Origin of the sequence: Chryseobacterium sp. B21-037, assembly GCF_028570785.1 — a bacterium.
GTDB lineage: Bacteria > Bacteroidota > Bacteroidia > Flavobacteriales > Weeksellaceae > Chryseobacterium > Chryseobacterium proteolyticum.
Genome location: NZ_JALGCB010000001.1, coordinates 2,819,661 through 2,841,059, shown reverse-complemented (window position 1 = coordinate 2,841,059; position 21,399 = coordinate 2,819,661). Strand labels below are relative to the sequence as shown.

The window sequence follows — 21,399 nt, the reverse complement described above, 5'->3', positions numbered from 1 at the left end:
TTAAACTCTACCACTTGGTTATTTTTATTTTCTTTTTTGGTTTGTCCTGTTTTGATTTCCTGAAAATATCCCGGAATCGGTCATAATCCAATGTAATAATAAAACCGACACCTGTTTCAATAATTTGTCCTTGCAGGGCTACCTGATATTCATCTTTACGATAAGCCCTCAGCATATATCTGCCATCTTTGGAAAGACTGTAATCCACAGTAACATTTCCTGCGATATTGGTTGTGTTCTCATTTTGTCTGGCATCACCTTCCAGGCCAAAATTGCTTCCCACCGTTACTTTAAGACGATCGTTTAGTAGCTTTTTACTAATATCTACGTTGAGGTCGGTTCTTGTATTTTTCTGCCCGGTAGAATAATCTTCGGAAGATTCCAGCCCAAAATTCAGATCAACTCCTTTAATAAGTCCTGAAGCCAGGTTATTCAGTTGCTGCGAAAGGATTTTACTTACACTTTGTCTTGCCATTGCTTCCGCAGACATTCCTGCGCTGCTTTGGAATGGATTCTCTCCAATAAAACGGTTCAATAATAACAAAGCGAAGACCTGTTTATTCATTTCCGATTCCTGGGTTCTGAGCTGGGTAAGTTTCTGATCAACTGCATCAGTTACAGTAGATGAAACAGCATTATTTTTCTTATCTGTAGTGATGTCAAATGTAATCTGTGGTTTCAGTAATTCACCTTTCATTTTTAACAACGTATTGAAAGGAATTCTTTGTTTGAATTGATTCAATGTAGCAGCATCGCCCGTGAATTGTTGCTCAACTAGGTCAATCGGAGCCGTTTCGGTTTTATAAATGGCCGTAATATCCATAATGGCTGCAGTAGGCTCTCCTGTCCAGGTAATGGTACTCCCTTTCTGAATATCAAATTTTCTCTTAAGTACACTTACAGAAAGCTCATAAGATCCTTTTTCCACCTGATAAACACCCACAAGGGTAGTTTTTCCGGATGGATCAATGCCTCCGGTGAGTTCCGCCTCTCCCTGCAGTTTTACAAAATCACCATTGGCCTTATCAATAACAATTGACATTTTTGCTTCTTTACTTACTTCGATATTGACACTTACATCCATGCCTTTAATGCGGCTCTGAGCTTTCAAAGAGTCAGCTTTGATTGTTTTGTTTAAAACCACCTGATCCTGATCTACAAACTCCACGATTCCATCTCTTTCCTGCAATGACGGGCTGGATTGAGGAAGGACAAATGTAAAATCAGTATTATCCGCCACGGCTAATCTTCCATCTACTTTCGGAAGATCCAGATTACCACGGATATGCAGTCCTGCGTCGATAGCAAGAATCCCGTACATCATGGCATCATTGGATTTTTCAGAACTTACAACCTTAAAATCTTTAGCGTTTACATCAAGATTGAAGCCGAAGTCTCTATAGGTTTGTGTAAGGACCTGCCCGTCTACGACAAGTGCATTTCCATCCTTATCATTCACTTTAAATTGATTGAACTCAATTCCACGGCTGGTAAAATCGATCTCATCATTCAGTTTTCTGAAATCACTTCCCGTCTTTGCTATCTCAAGCCCAACATTATTAAATTTTACCTTACCGAGGATATTAGGCTTATCCGTACTTCCTGTAATCTTAAGATTTCCGGAAAGGTATCCTTCCGTATTGGTAATGGCATTCATTGAGAAGCCTTGGGCACTTTTCATCTGAAGCTTATTGATAGCCATGTCTAAATCAAATGTGCTTGATGATGTATTATAATCTCCAATGATCTTTACATCATTATCATTGCCTGATAATGCGATATTGGCATTTAAAAGCTTAGGTGAAGTACTGTTAACCTTTACAGCAAGGTTCCCGATTGGATTTCCAAATACATAAAGATCAGAAACGTTGAGGTCTGAGGTAAATGTCATGTCCTTTGTAAGATCCCTTAACTGAGCTGTACCGTTGATCGTTCCCTTCGCCAGTAGAGAATCCTTTTTAACGATCTCTGTGATTGTTTCTATCTTGAAATCCTTTAATGAAATATTTAAAGGGCTGTTAGGAGATGTGCTTTCGGACTGAAGGGAAATTTCGCTTCCCGTGTTGGAAAGTCTGAAGTTATCTGCTACAATTCCTTTGCTACTGATCTGTATTTTATTTCCTTCCGCAACGGTCCAGTCATTATAATTTAATTTGAGGCCGTTTGGATTTAACGAGATTTCTGTAATGTCATTCAGTGATTTGGCATTTCCGGCTATCAGGAATTGCGTCACATCTTTCTGATCTTTGGTCGTGATGTTATAATTAATAGTGTTGTCAGAAATATCTCCGCCAATATTTATTTTATTTAAAGCAAAACTTGAGCTTTTCAATCCGGCAACATTCAAATTATATTGCAGGGCTTCGTTTTCATTCGTTACTTTAAGTGAGGCATTTTCAATGGAGTTTTCACCATATAGTAATTGAGGAATTTGTCCGTCGATTTCAATTTTATGGGAGTCAGCATTATAATTTCCAGCTAAATTGATTGTTTCAAAACTTTTAAGATCCGGAACAAACTTTCTGATCAGATCATCATTTTTAATTTTTGCATTAAAGGTAAAATATTGCCCTGCATCGATCTTTTGAGATTTATCAGGTTTCTGAAACTGGTAATACTGGTTAATGGTCTGAGCCAAAGATCCGAAGATCTGCGTTAACCTGTATTTTCCTTTGAGCTCGACATCAGCAATCTGAGAATTGAGGACAATGCTTGTTGAATCATTTGCCGAACTTGCTTTCAGCGTTACTTCCTGAACAGGATAAACTTCTTTGGTATCCGAGAACGCGAAATTTTGGAGATTCAGATAACCATTAAGATGATCCGGATCCAGATTCGTAAAGTCACCCTCTATTTTTCCACCGATAATCATTTGTTTATCGTAGAAGCCTAGTTTATTGAGATCTACTTTGATAATATTTCCATTAACCTTTACCGTAGGATTTTTTTCATTATATATTCCCGAGGCTGTTAATTTCAGGTTGGCATTAGGATCATTAGAATCCAATAGGATATTATAAGCTCCATTATCAATTTTTCCGGTCAGGTTCATATCTCGGTACTGGTATCCTTTGTAGGTTGCTGAAGCAACATGTCCTTTAAGATCTGCTTTTGCTTTTTTGAAGTCAAAACTTTCTCCTTTTGCAGAGATTTGTGCTGTAACCGAGCCAATGTCCTTATTCTGTATAATTTTTCCCACCTGTATTCCCTGCAAATTAGCCTTTACATCATAGAGTTCCTGATTTTTTCTGCGCATATCCACCTTGGCAATAACTGCAGCATTTCCGAGAGTGGAATACAGGTTGAGGTTGGTATCAACCATCTTCGTGGTTCCTTTCGCTGCCCCTTTGATGCTGAAATTTGATGGAAGGGAAATATTTGATGGAATAGTATTTTTAGGTACCAGGTTAAAGATTGTTTTTGCAGAAGATGACAGTTCGCCAATTTTCAGATCATAATATAACTGATCGGGATTCATTGCGTTTTTAATTCTTCCTGATGCCGAAACCCTTAGTTGATCAAGCCCTGATAATTTAAAATTCTGGATCAGCAGATCATTTACATTTCCTTTTACATTTGCATTAACTGCAAGTATTGCATTAGGATATTTATTAAACGGAACCGTTGTCCTTAAAGTTGGAACCAGATTTAAAATATCGGCAAATCCTACTTTGGAATCTTTAATGTTAGCTGATATTTTTACTGCGCCTAGGTTTGAACTGAGTTGTTCGATTGAATTATACTCCAAAACAACCTCATCCCTTAGAATTGTTTTTGAAGTCTGCAAATAGAGGTCTTTCAGATAGGCCTGTCTTTCACCATATACAAAATCTGTATTGAATTTCTGTATATCCAGCCCACGACTTTCCTTAATTTCCGCAGAGCTTACAGTTCCTGCAAACGTATTGTTTTCCATCTTGAAACTACGGACCTCCACATTCATTTTTGAAAAATTAAGATGGTTAAAATCCATTCCCTGCTTTGTAGGAGTAATCGCGGTATTATTGTATGCTACTTTCACATCGTTCAAAACCATCTTCCCCAAAAGTATTTTCATTGCTTTTTCAGCATTCGCAGAAGGCTTAGGCTCTTCTTTTGAGTTTTTGGGATTGGCGTTTTGAGCCGGCAGATAAAGATTGGCATTAATATCTGCTCCGGAAAGAAACAGATTGGCTACGTTGTAAGAGTTGTTATCAAGATCCAGCTTATTGACCTTAGTACTTAATTCTTTAAATACAATTTTTGCAAAGGTTTTGGTATTGTCATCCCCATAATCTATATCAAAATTTGTCAGCTTAATTCCTCTTAATCCAATACTCATTGATTTTTTCTGGTTAAGAGAATCTACTTTCTTTTCAACTTTTTTTGAAACCTCTTCTACAATATCCTGCTTTAATTTGAGCTTCAGTCCATCGAGGTTGATATCATTAACGGCGTAGCTATTTTTATTTAAATCAAAAGTTTTTACCCTGGTGTCAAAAGATTTAAAATATAATTTAATATCGTTTCGGGATTGCTGGTCATTAAAAGTAACCCCGATATCTTTTAATTTGATTTTATCCAATGAAATAATAAACGGTTTCGAAGGACTTTCTTCTTTATCAGAAGTGGCAAAGGCATCGATAATATAATCAAAATTGAATTTTCCGTCTTTTTTTCTTACCACGTTGGCCTGTACCCCTTCAAGATCAACAGAAGTAATATCTGCTGTAGAATTAATAAGTTTAAGCATGTTCAGGCCTACATCGAGTTTCTTTACAGCAAGAAGTGTATCAATATTCTGCCCCTTTAAATAAAGATTTTCCATAACCAGGCTGTTAGGGAAACCTATATAGACCCTTTCAAGGCTTACTTTTGTTTTGATTTTTTTCTCAAGATAAACAATAAGTTTGTCTTTGATGAAGTTTTGAACTGCCGGAAGTCTCAAGCTTAAAATAAGTAAGGTAAGAAATACCAATATCGATATAATGGTAATGGCAGTGCGTCTTAGGAGTTTTCTTTTATTGATTTTCAGTTTCAAATGTGATAGGGTTTAGAACAAAGATAATTAATACTATTTAAAAAATTACCTGGTGTGGTACCCTCTGGAGAATGCAAAAATCCTGCCTTGGCTGCCATTTATGGAATTTTAGTTGTGTCGAAGTGAAGTGAATAATTGAGACAACAGCCAAAGCAAGGATTGATTTTTTTCTTTAAAAAAGCCCCCTTTTGTTTATTTTCAAGTATGAAAAAGGTATCGAAAATAATATAATGTTAGTTAGTTTTCAAAAGGGGGCGAGACATAGTTGAAAAGTTTAGTTTATATTTTTACTGATTATTATTCTCCCATTTTACTTCTTCACCTTGGGATGCAGCGCCACCCTGAGTAACAGTAATGGGTGTGGTTTCCTGATTGATGTGATAAACATAAGCGGCAATTTTTTCAGCATCCCTTCCGGTAATTGTCCCTTCTTTAATAAATGGCCTCATAGCTGGATTGTTCGGTGAACCATTCTCAAGCATCCAGAAAACATTTTTAAACAGGCTTTTTTCTTTAATATTGATCCAGTATGTATCCGTTAAATTGGGACCAATACCTCCTCTGCCACCATCACCATGGCAGGTTACACAATTGGTTTTAAAAAGTTGCTCACCTTCTGCGATGTTATCAGCGCTGTATTTTGCTGTTTCCAGATTAATGGTGGGAGCATTTTTTTCGTATTCTTCAATGGAAGCCAGCATTACTTTAGTCTCTTTATCATATTCTGCATCCGGATGTGCATAATCAGTAAAGGCGAAAGCCAGCATATAAACAGCACAGAAAATAATTCCGAAATAAAATAGTCCGATCCACCATTTGGGTAATGAATTATCCAGTTCCGTAATTCCGTCGAAACCATGATCGATGAGAATGTCTTTTTCCTCAGTTTGTGATTGCTTTTTAAAAGCAGAATTCCAGAGTTTCTGAAAATAAGGAGTACTTTTATCCCTAAGGTATTCTTGTTTTTCATACGAACTCAATCTGCTGAATTTTTCATTTTCCACCAGATCTCCAATCGAGTTCATGATCAAAAGGAGAATGGTGGCAATCAGTAATAATGCCCAGAAGAATGGGGAACTGAAATAACCGGAATCGTGAGCAAACATTTCGAATGCCATAACTGTTAATGCTACGGTTACAATGATGTATATAGAAATGGGTGTCCGTGTTTTCATTTTTACATGTATTTAATAATTAATCCGCACTTGCTGTTTTAATGTCCGTGGTTTTAATATCAGTACCTAATCTCTGGAGATAGGCTATCATTGCTATAATTTCTCTCTGTTCAAGCGGGATAAAGGCAGAGCCTTTTGCTGCTTTATCTTTCTGAACCTGGTCTCTTACGTCTGTTGCCTCCGAATAAATTCTTTTTACAATAGCCTGGGACTGATGATCTGCCCATTGGTTTGCCGAATCTATTTCCGCTTTTGTGTAAGGGATGTCAAAAGTATTTTTCATCAGTTCCATCTTGCTGATCATTTCAGAGCGGTCAAGTTTGTTGGTGATCAGCCATGGAAAACGAGGCATAATGGATCCTGCAGATGTAATTCTTGGATTGTACATATGTTTGAAATGCCATGAGTCAGGGTTTCGGCTTCCCTCCCGGTGGAGATCAGGTCCTGTTCTTTTTGAACCCCATAAAAACGGTCTGTCATACACGAACTCACCTGCTTTAGAGTATTGCCCGTTTTTACCGTCAAATCTCATTACCTCATCACGGAAAGGCCTGATCATTTGGGAATGACATGAATTACATCCCTCACGGATATAGAGATCCCTACCTTCCAGCTCCAAAGGAGAATAAGGTTTTACTGCCGTAATCTGTGGTAAATTGCTCTTAATGGTAAGGGTAGGGACTATTTCTACCAATCCGCCAACTGAAATTACAATGAAAGCCAATATAGAAAGTAATTTTGGTGTTCTTTCAAGCCAAAGGTGAGCGCCTTCACCTTCCTTTCTCTGGCTTCCGATATTTGCTAAAGCAGGAGCTTCTGCAGGAACTTCTCTTTGGAATGATCCGGCCTTAATGGTCTTAATAACATTCACAACCATTAATATGGCGCCGGAAAGGTAAAGGATACCTCCAATAAATCTCATTTTGAAATAAGGAATGATTGCAGTTACCGTATCCAGCCAGTTCTTCCACAATAGGGTTCCGTCCGGGTTGAATTGTTTCCACATCAAACCTTGAGTAAATCCTGAAATATACATTGGTACTGCATAGAAAATAATTCCTAAAGTCCCCAGCCAGAAGTGCCAGTTAGCCAGTTTTTTAGACCAGAGTTCCGTTCTCCACATAATTGGAATCAGATAATAAATAACTCCAAATGCCATAAAACCATTCCATCCCAATGCACCTAAATGTACGTGCCCGATTACCCAGTCCGTGTAATGTCCGATTTTATTTAAAGATTTTGTGGCTAAAAGCGGTCCTTCAAATGTTGCCATTCCGTAACAGGTCACAGCGACTACAAAGAACTTAAGGATAGGATTTTCTCTTACTTTATCCCATGCTCCTCTTAAAGTAAGAAGACCGTTAAGCATTCCTCCCCATGACGGAGCGATAAGCATGATAGAGAACCCGGTTCCTACTGCCTGTGCCCATGCAGGAAGTGCCGTATACTGAAGGTGGTGAGGACCTGCCCACAGGTAGACAAATATCAGAGACCAGAAATGGATAATAGACAGTTTATATGAGAATACAGGACGGTTAGCAGCCTTAGGCATGAAATAATACATCAGTCCTAAAACCGGAGTTGTTAATACGAATGCTACTGCATTGTGACCATACCACCACTGGACAAGGGCATCTTTTACTCCTGAATATACAGAATAAGATTTCCAGCTTGTGAAAGATAACGGAACTTCTAAGTTATTAAAAATATGAAGCATGGCAACAGCAATCCATGTAGCAATATAAAACCAGATGGCTACATAAAGGTGTCGTACCCGTCTTTTGGCAATGGTTCCAAACATATTGAACCCAAAAATGATCCATGAGAAAGCAATTAATATATCAATTGGCCATTCGTGTTCCGCATATTCTTTTGAAGTATTGATTCCCATCAGGAATGTAATAACCACACTGATAATCATAATCTGCCAAGACCAGAAATGGATCCACGAAAGTGTATCGCTATACATTCTGGTTTTTAGTAAACGCTGCATACTGTAATAGGCACCACAGAAAAATGAATTACATACAAAGGCAAAAATTACGGCACTCGTATGCAGCATCCGTATTCTTCCGAATCCCATTGCTCCCTGTGTATTGATCAGCCCCTGGATATTGCCGCTTCGTAAACTCTGAATCGTTGTGTCATCGGTTCCGAATAAAAATTCAGGTAGCTCAGGGTAGAAAAGCATTAGTGCTGCCGTAAGTCCCAGTAAAAAACCGACCAGACCAAATGCGATAGTAGCATAGAGAAATGCTCTGACAATGGTATTGTCATAATTAAATTTTTGCGTCTCCATAATTCCAATAGTTGTTGTAGAGAAAAATATTTATCATTAATAAGTGATCAGCTCTTATTTGTGAAGCTAAATTCCATTAAGAAATAAATATCATGTAACGTGTATAATGTTTTGCCAAAGGTATTTATTAACTTTGTTAGAGGCTAGTAGATATCCTTCTAAACTATACCAAAAACTACTAAAACAAATACAATGAAAGTATGCGGTCAGAACATCAGGAAAATCAGACGAACTAAAGATTTGACACAGGAGTATATGGCTTTTGAAATGGGGATTTCACAAAAGGCTTATTCGGATATTGAGAATTCTAAAGTGAAGATCAATCTGGATATCTTAAATAAAATCTCGCAGATTCTGGAAATTAAGCCTTCGGATATCTGCAGCATTTCACATAAATGCGGAATGGATGATTATGAAGACAAATACCAGTCTCTTTTGGAATATATGAAAAAGAATAATATTTCGGTTCCGGAAGAATATCTGTAAGAAAACAGAGTATTTTACTTTTTAATTCTTTAAAACTGAATGATTTGAATGTTCATGCTGCTTTATAGAAGCAAATTTCTTAAAGTTTTATATATTTAGGGCTTAATTCATTGTATGAACAACGAACAAAAAACCGGACCTAATGATGGGAATCTGGTTAGGGGATTAACCAACAGACATATTCAATTAATTGCTCTCGGTGGAGCTATAGGTACCGGTCTCTTTCTCGGTATTGGTCCTGCAGCTGTTTTAGCCGGCCCTTCCGTTATCTTAGGGTATGCATTAGCAGGGATCATTGCATTTTTTATTATGCGCCAACTTGGTGAAATGGTAGTTCAGGAACCTGTGTCCGGAAGCTTTAGTCATTTTGCATACAAATATTGGGGAAATTTTCCGGGGTTTGCTTCAGGCTGGAACTATTGGATTCTCTATATTCTGGTGAGTATGGCAGAACTTACAGCCATCGGACACTATATCCATTTTTGGTGGCCTGAAATTCCGCTCTGGGTTTCCAGTTTGTTCTTTTTTATCGTCATTAATGCGTTAAACCTTGCCTCTGTAAAAGTGTACGGAGAAACTGAATTCTGGTTTTCTATTATAAAGGTAGTTGCAATTATAGGAATGATTGTTTTTGGTATTTACTTATTGATTAGTGGTACCGGAGGAGATAAGGCAAGTATTTCAAATCTGTGGAATGACGGAGGATTTTTTCCAAAAGGTTTTTTTAATAAAACAGAAAATGGATATTCCGGACTTTTTGCGGCAATGGCCATGATCATGTTTTCCTTTGGAGGATTGGAATTAATTGGAATTACTGCTGCAGAAGCTAAAAGTCCGGAAAAAACGATTCCTAAAGCTACCAATCAGGTTATTTACAGAATTTTAATTTTTTATGTGGGGGCATTGGTTATTCTCTTTTCACTAAGTCCATGGAGAGAAATTACAGAAGGAACAAGCCCGTTTGTCATGGTTTTCCAAAATCTGAATGGATTTGAATTTACCATCTTTGGAAAAGTAATACACTTTAATGTTCTCATAGCAAATATTCTTAATCTGATTGTTTTAACCGCAGCTTTATCAGTTTATAACAGCAGTGTTTACAGTAACAGCAGAATGCTTTTTGGATTAGCGCAACAAGGAAATGCACCCAAATTTCTTACAAAATTAAATAAGAATAGTGTGCCTACCAATGCAATCCTTGTTTCCTCATGTTTTGCTGGGATCTGTATTATCATCAACAAGCTGGTTCCGGAAAAAGCATTTGAATATCTGATGGCCTTAGTAGTTTCCACTCTTATCATCAACTGGCTCATGATATGTTACACCCATTTAAAATTTAGAACTGAGAAAAATAAATCAGGAACAAAAACCAAATTTCCTTCTATATTTTATCCTGTATCGAATTACATATGCATCTTTTTCCTGTTGGCTATTTTAGTTTTAATGAGCATTACAGGAATGGAGATCCAGGTTATCCTGATCCCGGTGTGGTTGATTTTCCTCTTCATACTGTTTAAATTGTACAAGCCTAAAAACAGCTAGCTTTTTTACAGAAAATAATATAAAAAAGGATGGATATTTATCTGTCCTTTTTTGTGAAGATGTTTTTACTAAATTCATAGGGTTATTAATTCATATGTGGCTGGCATTTTGTATAAATTGAAAAACCCATTTGAATTTATAAAATACATTCATGCATAATCATTTTGGTGAAATACAAAAGATTGTAGACCTCATTGAGGAAAACTTTGACAGAGAGATCACGGCTTATGAAATAGAGAGCATGTCTCATTATTCCTATAGGAATTTCCAAAGGATCTTTTTTAGGATTTTTAATGAAACCATTTCCGGATTTCAAAAACGGCTCCGCCTTGAGAATGCTTATAAAAAGCTAATATATACAACCGATACAATTTCTGACATTGCCTGGCAAATTGGTTATTTTAATATTCAATCCTTTTCTAAAGCTTTTAAACAACAATATCATATTTCACCGGCAGTAGCCAGGAAAAATAAACAGGAAATGTTTAGTCAGTTTATTGGTAATACCCAAGGAAATCTGCCACATGAAATAAGATATAAAGATCCGGTTTCTGTATACTGTAGGTTTATTAAAGCTATGGATTATAATAATCAGGAAATTAATGATCTGTGGGAAAGTATTGAGAATGAAAATGAAATTTCTGGTTCTGCCTATGGGATTATTCGGGATCAGCCCCTTATTACGAGCGTACCTCACTGCAGATACGGAGCAGGTATAACACATATTTCTTCCGGGATATCAGGATTTCAAAAGAAAGAAATTTTTGGAGGCAAGTATATCAAATTTACCCATTACGGAAGCTTTGATAGTATTCTGGAAACGTACAGGATTTTTTATAGATTTTGGCTGACGGAGTCTTTGTTTATGCTGGATAATTCCGATGTTATAGAAGAATATACACAGTCCCCAACAGGAGAAATTATTACACACATTTATTTTCCGTTGTATTCATGAGGTTGTCCTTTTAGGACAATTTTTTGTTTTTTAACGATATAATTTTGCAGTCATCAATAACAAAGATGATTTATAAGTAAAGACTTTAGAAAACAATAATGATGAAAAAAATAGTATTTCCCGTAGCTTTTCTGTTTTCATATGGAGCAACAGCTCAAATTTCAGTACAAGGTTATGCAGGTATCAAGGAAACAGAAGTTTTAGGGATTTTTGATAAGGATTTTAAGACAAAATGGAATTATTTCGCTTCAGGTACAGTTTCCTACGAATATGAGTCAAAGAAATGGAATGCAGAGTTATATCAGAATCTTAATTATTATATAGGAAGAAACTGGGGAATTTCAGGGGGAGTTCATGTATCTGCTGAAGATGTAATGCCTTCGCTTGGATTTGCCTTTATTAAAGAGAAAGGAGATTTTGGAATTAATTTATATCCGGCGCTGACTTATTCTTTCGATGGGAAAGAAATGGGATTCGGGCTTTATACATTAATGGAATATACACCCAGGATTAATGAGCGGTTTAGCCTGTATAGTATGTTGATTATAGATTCTGATTTTAGCATTAAGGAGCATCAGATGAGTAATCAGGTCATCAGATTGGGAATAGAAACCCAAAAGAAGATGCAGTTCGGAATCGGAAGTACCGTTTCTCAGACCGGAAATAATTTTGAAACCACAATTGACTTTGGAATATTTATAGGAAAGAAATTTTAATAATATGAATAATAAATTTTTTGCATTTTTTTTAACATTAAACTCAGTGTTTTGTATGTCACAAACGTATTATTTCCCGGAAGAGTCATCCCTTCACGAAGGAACATGGCTACAGTGGCCACATCATCACCAGCATGGTAAGGCTTACAGGGAAAGGGTCGAGCAGACATGGATTGATATGACCAAAGCTTTACAGGTTAATGAGAAGGTCCATATTATTGCTTATGATGAGGTAGAGAAGAAAAGGATTTTAAATATTTTAGAGGAGAATGCCATACCGATGAAAAATATTGATTTTAAGATCTATCCTACAGATGATGTATGGATCAGGGATAATGGACCTATTTTCGTGAAAGATAATAAAAGACACCTCCTGATCGAAGATTGGGGATTTAATGGTTGGGGAGAAAAGTTTGATTTTGAAAATTGTGATGAAATTCCACAACGTATCGGAAAAGACATCGGGGCAAAGGTTATAGATCTGAATGAAGAAATGGTAAATGAGGGAGGTGCAATAGAAACTGATGGAGATGGGGTTTTAATGGCATGTAAAAGTTCCGTGATCAGCCAGAAAAAAGGTTCGGTAAGGACAAAAGGGATAACACAGCAGGAGGCTGAGGAAATGTTTAAAACCTATTATGGAGTATCAAAGGTGATTTGGTTGGATGGCGTTACAGGACTGGATGTTACTGATATGCACATTGATGGATTTATGAAGTTTATAGACAAGGATACCATGATTACGATGGATGAAGAGGATCTTGCAGAAATGGGGCTGTCGGATAAAGATATCAATACATTGTATACTGCCACAAACGTGGAGGGAAAAGAATATAAAAAAGTTTATGTGCCTGCTACAAAAAACAAGGTGAAAACAGCTTATGGTAAACAACTGGATGAAAAGGGCTCGTATGTAAACTATTACGTGGCCAATAAAATTGTTCTCGTTCCAAATTATGGTGACCCCAATGATAAAGTAGCAAACAAAATTATTCAGGATCAGTATCCTACTAGAAAAGTGATTGGAATTGATGTTAGAAACCTATATGAAAATGGTGGGATGGTACATTGTGTAACCCAACAACAACCTGCCGGAGAATTGGCTAAATAATGATAATAATATTAAATAAATACCCCTGATCTATTAGATCAGGGGTATTTATTTAAAGTCTCTTTGTGCTTTTCAGACAATATTAAGTGGTAAATTAAAATTTATCTAAGAGTATGGCTGTTTGATGGATATGTTACGTTTGTTATCCAAAAATTTTGATCAATAATAGAAAAACAAAAGCCACTCTTTTTAAGAGTGGCTTGTAGACCCACAGGGATTCGAACCCCAGATGACTGAACCAAAATCAGTAGTGTTACCGCTACACCATGGGTCTGTGTTATTTTTTGTGGTGCAAATTTATAAATTTTTTCTTGATACACAAAAATCTGGCATAAAAAAATCATTTTAATACATCCTGAAATAATAAGTAGTTGTGTACTAGTATTTTATTAATGGGATTTTAAACATATATAATAAAAAAACCACTCTTAAGAAAGAGTGGTTGTAGACCCACAGGGATTCGAACCCCAGATGACTGAACCAAAATCAGTAGTGTTACCGCTACACCATGGGTCTGTGTTGTTTTTAGTGGTGCAAATTTAAAGCTTTTTTCTCTACATACAAGAACTTTTTAAACTTTTTTTTACATTTACATCACATTTTATTTGCGGAAAACATGGTGATAGATTTCAATAATCTCAAAATTAATAACTTATATCCACATACGGAATTCGAAAAAAAAGTCATTCTTTTTTTGGAAAAATGGACTTCCGGTTCGGAAACAGTTGATGTCCAAACTTCAGGATCAACAGGAGCGCCTAAAGTTTTTGAAATTGAAAAAAGGAAAATGATGAATTCAGCAGTGATGACGTGTAACTTTTTACAGTTAAAAGAAGGAGATACGGCTTTGCTCTGTTTACCTGTAGAATATATCTCAGGTAAGATGATGGTAGTTCGCTCCTTTGAGAGAAAGATGAAGCTGCTTGTGGAAGAACCATCTTTACAGCCACTTGAAGAAATTACTGCAGAAATAGATTTTTGTGCAATGACTCCTCTACAGGTGGAAAACTCTGTGGATAAACTTCACCTTATAAAGAACCTGATCATTGGTGGAGCATCCGTCTCAGAGAGCCTGAAAAAAAGGATATCACACCTCAATACAAACATATTTGAAACCTATGGAATGTCAGAAACTTTATCCCATATTGCCTTAAAGCAACTGTCGCCAAAGGCTGAAGATTACTTTACCGCTTTTGAACATGTTGAAATCTCTAAAGATGATCGGGGATGTCTCCGGATATTTGCTCCGGATGTCAACAGTGAGGTCCTGCAAACTAATGACTTAGTTGAAATTAAAAATTATAATCAGTTCAGATTTTTAGGACGTATTGATAATGTAATTAATTCCGGAGGGGCTAAAATTTTTCCTGAAGAACTGGAAGGATTGGTCAAAAAAGAAATTGCAAACGAAGTTTTATTTTTAGGATTAAAAGATGAAATTTTAGGCCAGAGATTAGTATTGGTTATCGAAGGGCAACGTTCGGAAAAATTGATTGAGAGGATTTCACAAATACCATTTGAAAAAAACTTTCATAAACCTAAAGAAATTATTTTTGTGGACGAAGTACCGAGGACTCCGAATGGTAAGGTGAACCGGCTAGAATTAATGAAAATGCTGTCGTGAAATTTTTATCTATAACCCTTGTTTCAAAACCATGAAAGATTTTTCAAAAGAACTAAGCTATAGAACTTCCAGGAGCAGTGGAGCGGGAGGTCAGAATGTAAATAAGGTGGAAACATCTGTCACCGTACTTTGGAATGTAAACGGATCTGAGTTTTTTACTGAAGATGAAAAAGTTTTAATTCAAAATAAATTAAAAAACAGAATCAATGCAGAAGGCTTGATGTTTTTGACGGTTTCTGAGAGTAGAACTCAATTGATGAATAAAAATAAAGCAGTTGAAAAAATTATAGAAATTGTAAATAAAGCTTTAATAATTCCTAAGAAAAGACTCGCAACCAAACCTTCCAAAGGTCAAAAGCAGAAAAGGCTTGATAATAAAAAGAAACTCTCAGACAAAAAGGAAAACAGACGTTTTAAATTCTGATTGTGCACTTCGGAAAAAATGTTATTTTTGCCGAAATTTAAAACAAATGATAAAAAAAATTACACTTTTAGGGATGTTTTCGATTACTGCTATGTCCATGGCACAACAAAAATTTTCAATCATTCCATCCGTGGGATATGCATGGAGGGTAGCAAAAACTCCATCGAATATTTCAGGGGATACAAGAAACTACATTAAAGGGTTAAAAAGCGGGATGAATTTTGATGTTTCTGCTTATTATAACGTGAAGGGGAATATACATTTAGGATTAAAATATTCCAATTACAGTGCATCCAGTGATGGAAGAATTACCGTAAGAGATAATAATGGGCAAACTATTTCAGGATATGTTAGCACCAAAGACAATATCAATTTCTTTGGACCAGCATTTATGTATTCTAACTTTAACGATGAGTTTAAACATAAATTCTATTATGATGTTGCACTGGGAGCTATTACCTATACAACAAAAACCGGTAGCGTTAAAGGAACGGGGTCAAATTTGGGATTGGAAGCTAATTTTGCTTACCAATATGCAGTCTTGAATAACTTTTTTATTGGTCCTAAAATCGGTCTTACAGCCGGTACATTAAGCAAAATGACAATTAACGGAAGATCTTTTAAGCTGGAGGATGATCAAAAGGAAGGATTAACAAGACTTTCTCTGAGTGCTGCCGCTACATTCCGATTTTAAGTTTTATCTTTGCAAAAATCAAAATAAATGAACAAGCCAATTTCTGAATTTATAGAGAAATATTACCTGCACTTCAATGCAGCTGCATTGGTGGATGCATCAAAAGGTTATGTTGCGCATCTTAAAGATGGCGGAAAAATGATGATAACTTTAGCGGGAGCAATGTCTACTGCTGAATTAGGAAAGATTCTTGCTGAGATGATCCGTCAGGATAAAGTAGACTTTATTTCTTGTACCGGAGCAAACTTGGAAGAAGACTTAATGAACCTGGTTGCGCATTCTCATTATGAAAGAGTTCCGCATTACCGAGATCTTACGCCACAGGAAGAATGGGACTTATTGGAAAGAGGATTAAACAGAGTTACAGATACATGTATCCCTGAAGAAGAAGCATTCAGAAGGTTGCAGAAGCATATTGTGGAGATTTGGAAAGACGCTGACTCTAAAGGAGAAAGATACTTCCCACATGAATATATGTACAAAATGATCCTTTCTGGAGTTTTGGAGCAGTATTATGAGATTCCAAGAGAAAACTCATGGATGATTGCTGCTGCAGAAAAAAATCTTCCGATTGTTGTTCCGGGATGGGAAGATTCCACAATGGGAAATATTTTTGCATCCTACTGTATAAAAGGAGAGCTTAAAGCAACAACAATGAAATCAGGAATTGAATACATGATGTATCTTGCTGATTGGTATACTAAAAATTCAGGAGGGAAAGGTGTAGGATTCTTCCAGATTGGAGGAGGAATCGCAGGAGATTTCCCAATTTGTGTAGTACCGATGCTATATCAGGATATGGAGATGCATGATGTACCGTTTTGGTCTTATTTCTGCCAGATTTCCGATTCTACAACATCGTACGGTTCATATTCCGGAGCAGTTCCAAATGAAAAAATCACTTGGGGTAAACTGGATATTACAACACCTAAGTTCATCGTTGAAAGTGATGCAACGATCTGTGCACCATTAATGTTCTCCTATATTCTTGAGAATTCTTAAGATGAAATTTCCGGGATATCCTGGATCATAAAATAAGAAAAACGCTTCATATTATGGAGCGTTTTTTATTTTTTAGATGTTAAAAAAATTATTCTAAAATAGCTAAAATCATTAAAAGTTCCGAGGCTTCAGAAATTGATTGGTCATATCGGGCTTAACAAAATATAAAAGCTTTCCTTTTTATAGAATTTAATCCATAGAATTAATAAGCACAAAATAACGGTATGCAAGAATTCCTTTTTGTAACTTCGTTAATGAAGAAGGATCCTTATCGCTTAATTTGGGTAAGATCTTTTTATTGATCGCATTCAGAATGCGGAAAAATGATTTTTTCATAACTTTATAATTTTAATGAGAAACATCATTGAAATTATTATCATTCAAAAATGATGCAATTATTTTAACCAATATAAATGATCGTGTATGGACGAAATTTTTAAACAACAGGTTTATGAAATTACAAAGCTTATTCCCAAAGGGCGAGTATCTTCTTATGGAGCCATTGCAAAAGCAGTAGGATATCCCAATCATTCACGTCATGTTGGAAAGGCTATGGGTGGATGCCCAAAAGATGTTCCTGCCCATAGGGTAATTTCCAGTTCAGGAGTTTTATCTGTAAAAGAATTTCAGCCTAAGCTGGAAGCAGAGGGTATTGTGGTTGAAAATTTTAGAATTAAAAATTTCAAGAAACTTTTTTGGGATCCTTTAAGTGAATTGTAGAATTTACTTTCTTGCTTTCAGCGTTTTTATTTCTGCCTGTAATTTCTGGTTCTCGGCTTTTAATAAAGAAATATATTCCTGAAGGTTTTCAACAATGGAAAGTGGAATCGTATTGTTGTTATATTGATACACTCCCGATGCAGAACTGTCGTTAAATACTGGATGATCATTATTGACAACAATTTGGGCGTCATCTTCTTCATAAATGTCCTCCATAGTAACATCGAGGAAATTAGCAATCTTTTCCCATTCAGCCCTTACGATTTTTACATCTCCACTTTCTTTTCTGCTGTAATTGGAAACATCCGTAGCAATGATATCAGCAATTTGTTGCTGAGTATATCCCTTTTTCTTTCTGATTGATCGTAGCTTTTCTTTTTGCATCTCGCATTTTTATACAAATATGCAAAAAATCACACAAATTTGTATCTGTGTTGTACATGAAAAATGCAAAAAATCTGCAACAGGATTATGCATTTTGAATGTTTTGACTTTTATAGTTTTGGAGTACAACAAATAAAAAAACAACACAATGAGAAAAAAATTACTTATGGCAGGAGTGCTATTCCTGCTGATTTTTCAGGCATGTTCTTCAAACGAAGATTTATCAACGGGACAGAATTCCAGCACAAAGACAATTCAAAAAAATGTTTTAAGAACTGCGAGATCAGATTCCGGAACTTTATCAGATTATGTATCTACCCAGCTCAGCATTCAGTCGGAAATCAAGAATCTGTTGGATAATGAAAAAGACGCAGATTTTTCATTGATTCAGTCGGGAATTGATAGGGTTAAGACCGTAGAAGAACTTGAAAGTCTTTATAATTCTGCAAAAATTGGAAGAAGCAGGGAATTGATCTCTATGTATGAGAAAATGAATGATAATAGTTTAGCCTTCAGAGAATCTAATGCTGATTTTTATTCAAAATATACAGAAGAAGAAAGAACAAGGATGCTGACAAATGAGGTAGATTTGCAATTGAATTATGATGAAAGTACTCGTATGGCAAATGGAAAAGACTGTCAGGCAGGTTTTGTTAAAGCATCAAATAGATGTATGAGGAATTATGCAATAACAATGGGAGGAGCTGCTTTAGTAGGGATTTTTTCAGGAGGAACGGGGGCTGTAATTGGAGGAGCAGTAGCTACTACTAATATGATTGTGTGTAATTCAGATGCAGAAACAGATTATCGAGGTTGCGTAAGAGAGGGAGGGAAACCATAAAGATAGAATATGAAATTTAATAAGTATATTATAATAATAGTAATGATTATGTTAATACTTACTCCACTGTTTACAAGGGATAGTATATGGCGTATCATTTTTGAATGTATCTCTTTTATAATTTTCTTTATCCTTATTATGTCAGCCTGGAGGGAACGTAATAAAAATGCTGTTATTGCTTATACTTTTTTAATAGTTATTTCAACTATTCAATTATTTGATAAGGAAGATAGGTACTTTTTTGTTCAGGTAATTCTTTTGATGATAATGCTTGTTTTAGCAATCTTTAAATCGAACAGATCAGAAAATAAAAATGGTATAGAATAAGCGATCAAGGATGAAGCTTAGTTTTCTAAGAACTAACTAGGATTTAGACAAATATTATAGAATAGTCTTATAAGAAAAAGCGATACAGATGATCTGTATCGCTTTTGTTATTTTATTTTTCAAGCTGCTTGTAACTTCTTTGGATGAAATCTGTAAGATCTTTTCCTTTCAATAAATTCTGAGAAAGTTTTGCAAGATCTAAAGCGTATTTAATAAGGCTTGCTTTCTCTTCATGGTTTTCTGTTTTTAAGATTTGACCAGCGAATTCACTGTTAGAGTTTACTACCAGATTATACATTTCAGGGAAGCCTCCCATTCCAAACATTCCACCTCCGCCTGTTGCCTGCATATCTTTCATTCTTCGCATAAATTCAGGCTGTGTAATCGTAAAAGGAGCATCCGTACTGTCTAAGTCTTCCAGTTGAACCGTGAATTTTGCATCACTGATGGTTTCCTCTACATTCTTTTTCAATGATTCCTTTTCAGAATCATTAAGCTTGGAGATTACAGGTTCATCTTTTTTGATCAGATTGTTAACGTGATCCGCATCTACTCTTACAAATGAAACCTTTTCTTTAGTACTTTCCAGCTTTTGAATAAGGTGAGGTACAATAGGAGAATCTAAAAGAAGCACTTCGTACCCTTTATCTTTTGCAGACTGGATATAGCTATGTTGCTCATCTGCGTTGGAAGCATAAAGAATGATCAGGTTACCATCTTTATCAGTTTGTGCAGGTTTGATTTTTTCAGTCAATTCATTCCATAGGAAGTAAGTTCCATCAACTGTAGGATATAAAGAAAACTTATCGGATTTTTCATAGAATTTCTCTTCAGAGATCATTCCGTATTCAATTACGATCTTGATATCATTCCATTTTTTCTCATAGTCTTCACGGCTTTCATTGATAAGGGAAGCCATTTTATCTGCTACTTTTTTAGTAATATAAGAAGAAATCTTTTTTACAGCACCGTCAGCCTGCAGATAAGAACGTGAAACATTCAATGGAATATCAGGAGAATCAATGACACCACGAAGAAGCATTAAGAAGTCCGGAACAATTCCTTTTACTTCATCGGTAACAAATACCTGATTCTGATACAGCTGGATTTTATCTTTTTCAATATTCAGGTTGTTAGCCAGCTTTGGGAAAAATAATATCCCTGTCAGATTGAAAGGATAATCAACATTCAGGTGAATATTGAATAAGGGTTCTTCAAATTGCATTGGATACAATTCGTGGTAGAACTTTACATAATCCTCTTTCGTGAGATCAGTAGGAGCAATTGTCCATGCCGGATTCGGGTTGTTGATGATATTGTCCACTTCCTCTGTTTCAGCAACAGCATCTTCCGGAGCACCTTCCGGTAATGGGAGAGTGTGGGTCTTTGTTCCAAACTTAATCGGAACAGGCATGAATTTATTATATTTTAATAGTAACTCGCGGATTTTTGATTCCTCCAGAAATTCGGTTGAATCTTCTGCGATATGAAGGATAATTTCGGTTCCTCTTTCAGTTTTATCTGTAGTTTCTTCGAGTGTAAATTCAGGGCTTCCGTCACATATCCAACGAACAGCAGGTTCATCTCGGTAAGATTTTGTAAGAATCTCTACCTTCTCAGCAACCATGAAAGCAGAGTAGAATCCAAGACCGAAATGTCCGATAATTCCTGAATCTTTTGCACTGTCTTTATATTTTTCCAAGAATTCTTCGGCACCTGAAAAAGCCACCTGATTAATATACTTTTCGACTTCTTCGGCCGTCATTCCTATCCCCTGATCAATAATATGAAGAGTCTTTTCTTCCTTATTGATTTTTACTTCAAGTTTAGGATTTCCATATTCCACCTTAGCTTCACCAATGCTTGTTAAGTGTTTTAATTTTAGAGTAGCATCAGTGGCATTGGAAATTAATTCTCTTAAAAATATTTCGTGATCACTGTAAAGAAATTTCTTGATAAGTGGAAAAATATTTTCCACAGAAACATTAATATTTCCTTTAGTCATAATAATTTAGTTTTGATTTGCATAATTCTTCTCAAAAAAAATACCATGAGGAAGAAAGTGACAGAATGACACTC

17 protein-coding genes and 2 tRNA genes are annotated in these 21,399 nt (G+C 35.9%); 11 read left to right on the top strand and 8 right to left on the bottom strand.

All coding sequences use genetic code 11. The features are described 5' to 3' along the window. Window positions 1–7: 7 nt before the first annotated feature. The 3 genes from MTQ00_RS12585 to ccoN all read right to left on the bottom strand — a co-directional run bounded on the left by MTQ00_RS12585 (window position 8) and on the right by ccoN (window position 8,494). Window positions 8–5,020 (bottom strand): translocation/assembly module TamB domain-containing protein, encoded by a 5,013-nt coding sequence (locus MTQ00_RS12585; RefSeq protein ID WP_273649444.1) that lies wholly within the window; start codon window positions 5,018–5,020, stop codon window positions 8–10. A 287-nt stretch (window positions 5,021–5,307) separates the two neighbouring features. Then, a complete protein-coding gene (locus tag MTQ00_RS12580; RefSeq protein ID WP_273649443.1) occupies window positions 5,308–6,195 on the bottom strand; it encodes a cbb3-type cytochrome c oxidase N-terminal domain-containing protein in 888 nt (295 codons plus the stop codon). Window positions 6,196–6,214: 19 nt separating this feature from the next. Continuing rightward, window positions 6,215–8,494: a cytochrome-c oxidase, cbb3-type subunit I gene (gene ccoN, locus MTQ00_RS12575; RefSeq protein ID WP_273649441.1), complete on the bottom strand. Its 2,280-nt coding sequence runs from the start codon at window positions 8,492–8,494 to the stop codon at window positions 6,215–6,217. A 192-nt stretch (window positions 8,495–8,686) separates the two neighbouring features. Between ccoN and MTQ00_RS12570 the strand changes: the two genes are divergently transcribed. From MTQ00_RS12570 to MTQ00_RS12550, 5 genes are all read left to right on the top strand, one after another. Further along, a complete protein-coding gene (locus MTQ00_RS12570; RefSeq protein ID WP_172280476.1) occupies window positions 8,687–8,980 on the top strand; it encodes a helix-turn-helix domain-containing protein in 294 nt (97 codons plus the stop codon). A 114-nt stretch (window positions 8,981–9,094) separates the two neighbouring features. Next, the gene (locus MTQ00_RS12565) at window positions 9,095–10,522 is read left to right on the top strand and encodes an amino acid permease (protein ID WP_273649440.1); all 1,428 of its coding nucleotides are present in this window, start codon (window positions 9,095–9,097) and stop codon (window positions 10,520–10,522) included. 151 nt (window positions 10,523–10,673) lie between these two features. Then, window positions 10,674–11,477 (top strand): AraC family transcriptional regulator, encoded by an 804-nt coding sequence (locus MTQ00_RS12560; RefSeq protein WP_273649439.1) that lies wholly within the window; start codon window positions 10,674–10,676, stop codon window positions 11,475–11,477. Between the two features lie 101 nt (window positions 11,478–11,578). Beyond that, window positions 11,579–12,193, top strand: a complete 615-nt coding sequence (locus MTQ00_RS12555) for a hypothetical protein (protein ID WP_273649437.1) — start codon at window positions 11,579–11,581, stop codon at window positions 12,191–12,193. A 55-nt stretch (window positions 12,194–12,248) separates the two neighbouring features. Continuing rightward, on the top strand, window positions 12,249–13,304 hold the full coding sequence (locus tag MTQ00_RS12550) for an agmatine deiminase family protein (RefSeq protein WP_273649435.1): 1,056 nt from the start codon (window positions 12,249–12,251) through the stop codon (window positions 13,302–13,304). A 203-nt stretch (window positions 13,305–13,507) separates the two neighbouring features. Here the strand turns inward: MTQ00_RS12550 and MTQ00_RS12545 are convergent. Further along, a tRNA-Gln gene (locus tag MTQ00_RS12545) sits at window positions 13,508–13,578 on the bottom strand. Window positions 13,579–13,749: 171 nt separating this feature from the next. After that, window positions 13,750–13,820: transfer RNA gene (locus tag MTQ00_RS12540), tRNA-Gln, on the bottom strand. A gap of 100 nt (window positions 13,821–13,920) precedes the next feature. Here MTQ00_RS12540 and MTQ00_RS12535 point away from each other — a divergent pair. Genes MTQ00_RS12535 through MTQ00_RS12520 form a run of 4 tightly spaced genes read left to right on the top strand, consistent with a single transcriptional unit; the run spans window position 13,921 to window position 17,048 of the window. Next, window positions 13,921–14,928: an AMP-binding protein gene (locus tag MTQ00_RS12535; protein WP_273649433.1), complete on the top strand. Its 1,008-nt coding sequence runs from the start codon at window positions 13,921–13,923 to the stop codon at window positions 14,926–14,928. Window positions 14,929–14,959: 31 nt separating this feature from the next. Further along, window positions 14,960–15,352 (top strand): alternative ribosome rescue aminoacyl-tRNA hydrolase ArfB, encoded by a 393-nt coding sequence (gene arfB, locus MTQ00_RS12530; protein WP_273649431.1) that lies wholly within the window; start codon window positions 14,960–14,962, stop codon window positions 15,350–15,352. Window positions 15,353–15,398: 46 nt separating this feature from the next. Beyond that, on the top strand, window positions 15,399–16,046 hold the full coding sequence (locus MTQ00_RS12525; protein ID WP_273649429.1) for a hypothetical protein: 648 nt from the start codon (window positions 15,399–15,401) through the stop codon (window positions 16,044–16,046). 27 nt (window positions 16,047–16,073) lie between these two features. Next, entirely contained in the window at window positions 16,074–17,048 is a 975-nt protein-coding gene (locus MTQ00_RS12520) for a deoxyhypusine synthase family protein (protein WP_273649427.1), read from the top strand. A gap of 189 nt (window positions 17,049–17,237) precedes the next feature. Here the strand turns inward: MTQ00_RS12520 and MTQ00_RS12515 are convergent, their stop codons facing one another. Further along, window positions 17,238–17,384: a hypothetical protein gene (locus MTQ00_RS12515; protein ID WP_172280458.1), complete on the bottom strand. Its 147-nt coding sequence runs from the start codon at window positions 17,382–17,384 to the stop codon at window positions 17,238–17,240. Window positions 17,385–17,471: 87 nt separating this feature from the next. Here MTQ00_RS12515 and MTQ00_RS12510 point away from each other — a divergent pair, with 87 nt between their 5' ends. Further along, entirely contained in the window at window positions 17,472–17,768 is a 297-nt protein-coding gene (locus tag MTQ00_RS12510) for an MGMT family protein (RefSeq protein ID WP_172280456.1), read from the top strand. 3 nt (window positions 17,769–17,771) lie between these two features. Here MTQ00_RS12510 and MTQ00_RS12505 read toward each other — a convergent pair whose 3' ends face one another. Next, window positions 17,772–18,152, bottom strand: coding sequence for a helix-turn-helix transcriptional regulator (locus MTQ00_RS12505; RefSeq protein WP_172280454.1), 381 nt, complete (start codon window positions 18,150–18,152; stop codon window positions 17,772–17,774). Window positions 18,153–18,300: 148 nt separating this feature from the next. Here MTQ00_RS12505 and MTQ00_RS12500 point away from each other — a divergent pair, with 148 nt between their 5' ends. Next, window positions 18,301–18,993 carry a hypothetical protein gene (locus MTQ00_RS12500; protein ID WP_273649423.1) on the top strand — a complete coding sequence of 231 codons (693 nt, stop codon included), beginning with the start codon at window positions 18,301–18,303 and terminating at the stop codon, window positions 18,991–18,993. Window positions 18,994–19,432: 439 nt separating this feature from the next. Here the strand turns inward: MTQ00_RS12500 and htpG are convergent, their stop codons facing one another. Beyond that, entirely contained in the window at window positions 19,433–21,325 is a 1,893-nt protein-coding gene (gene htpG / locus MTQ00_RS12495) for a molecular chaperone HtpG (RefSeq protein ID WP_273649422.1), read from the bottom strand. Between the last annotated feature and the right edge of the window lie 74 nt (window positions 21,326–21,399).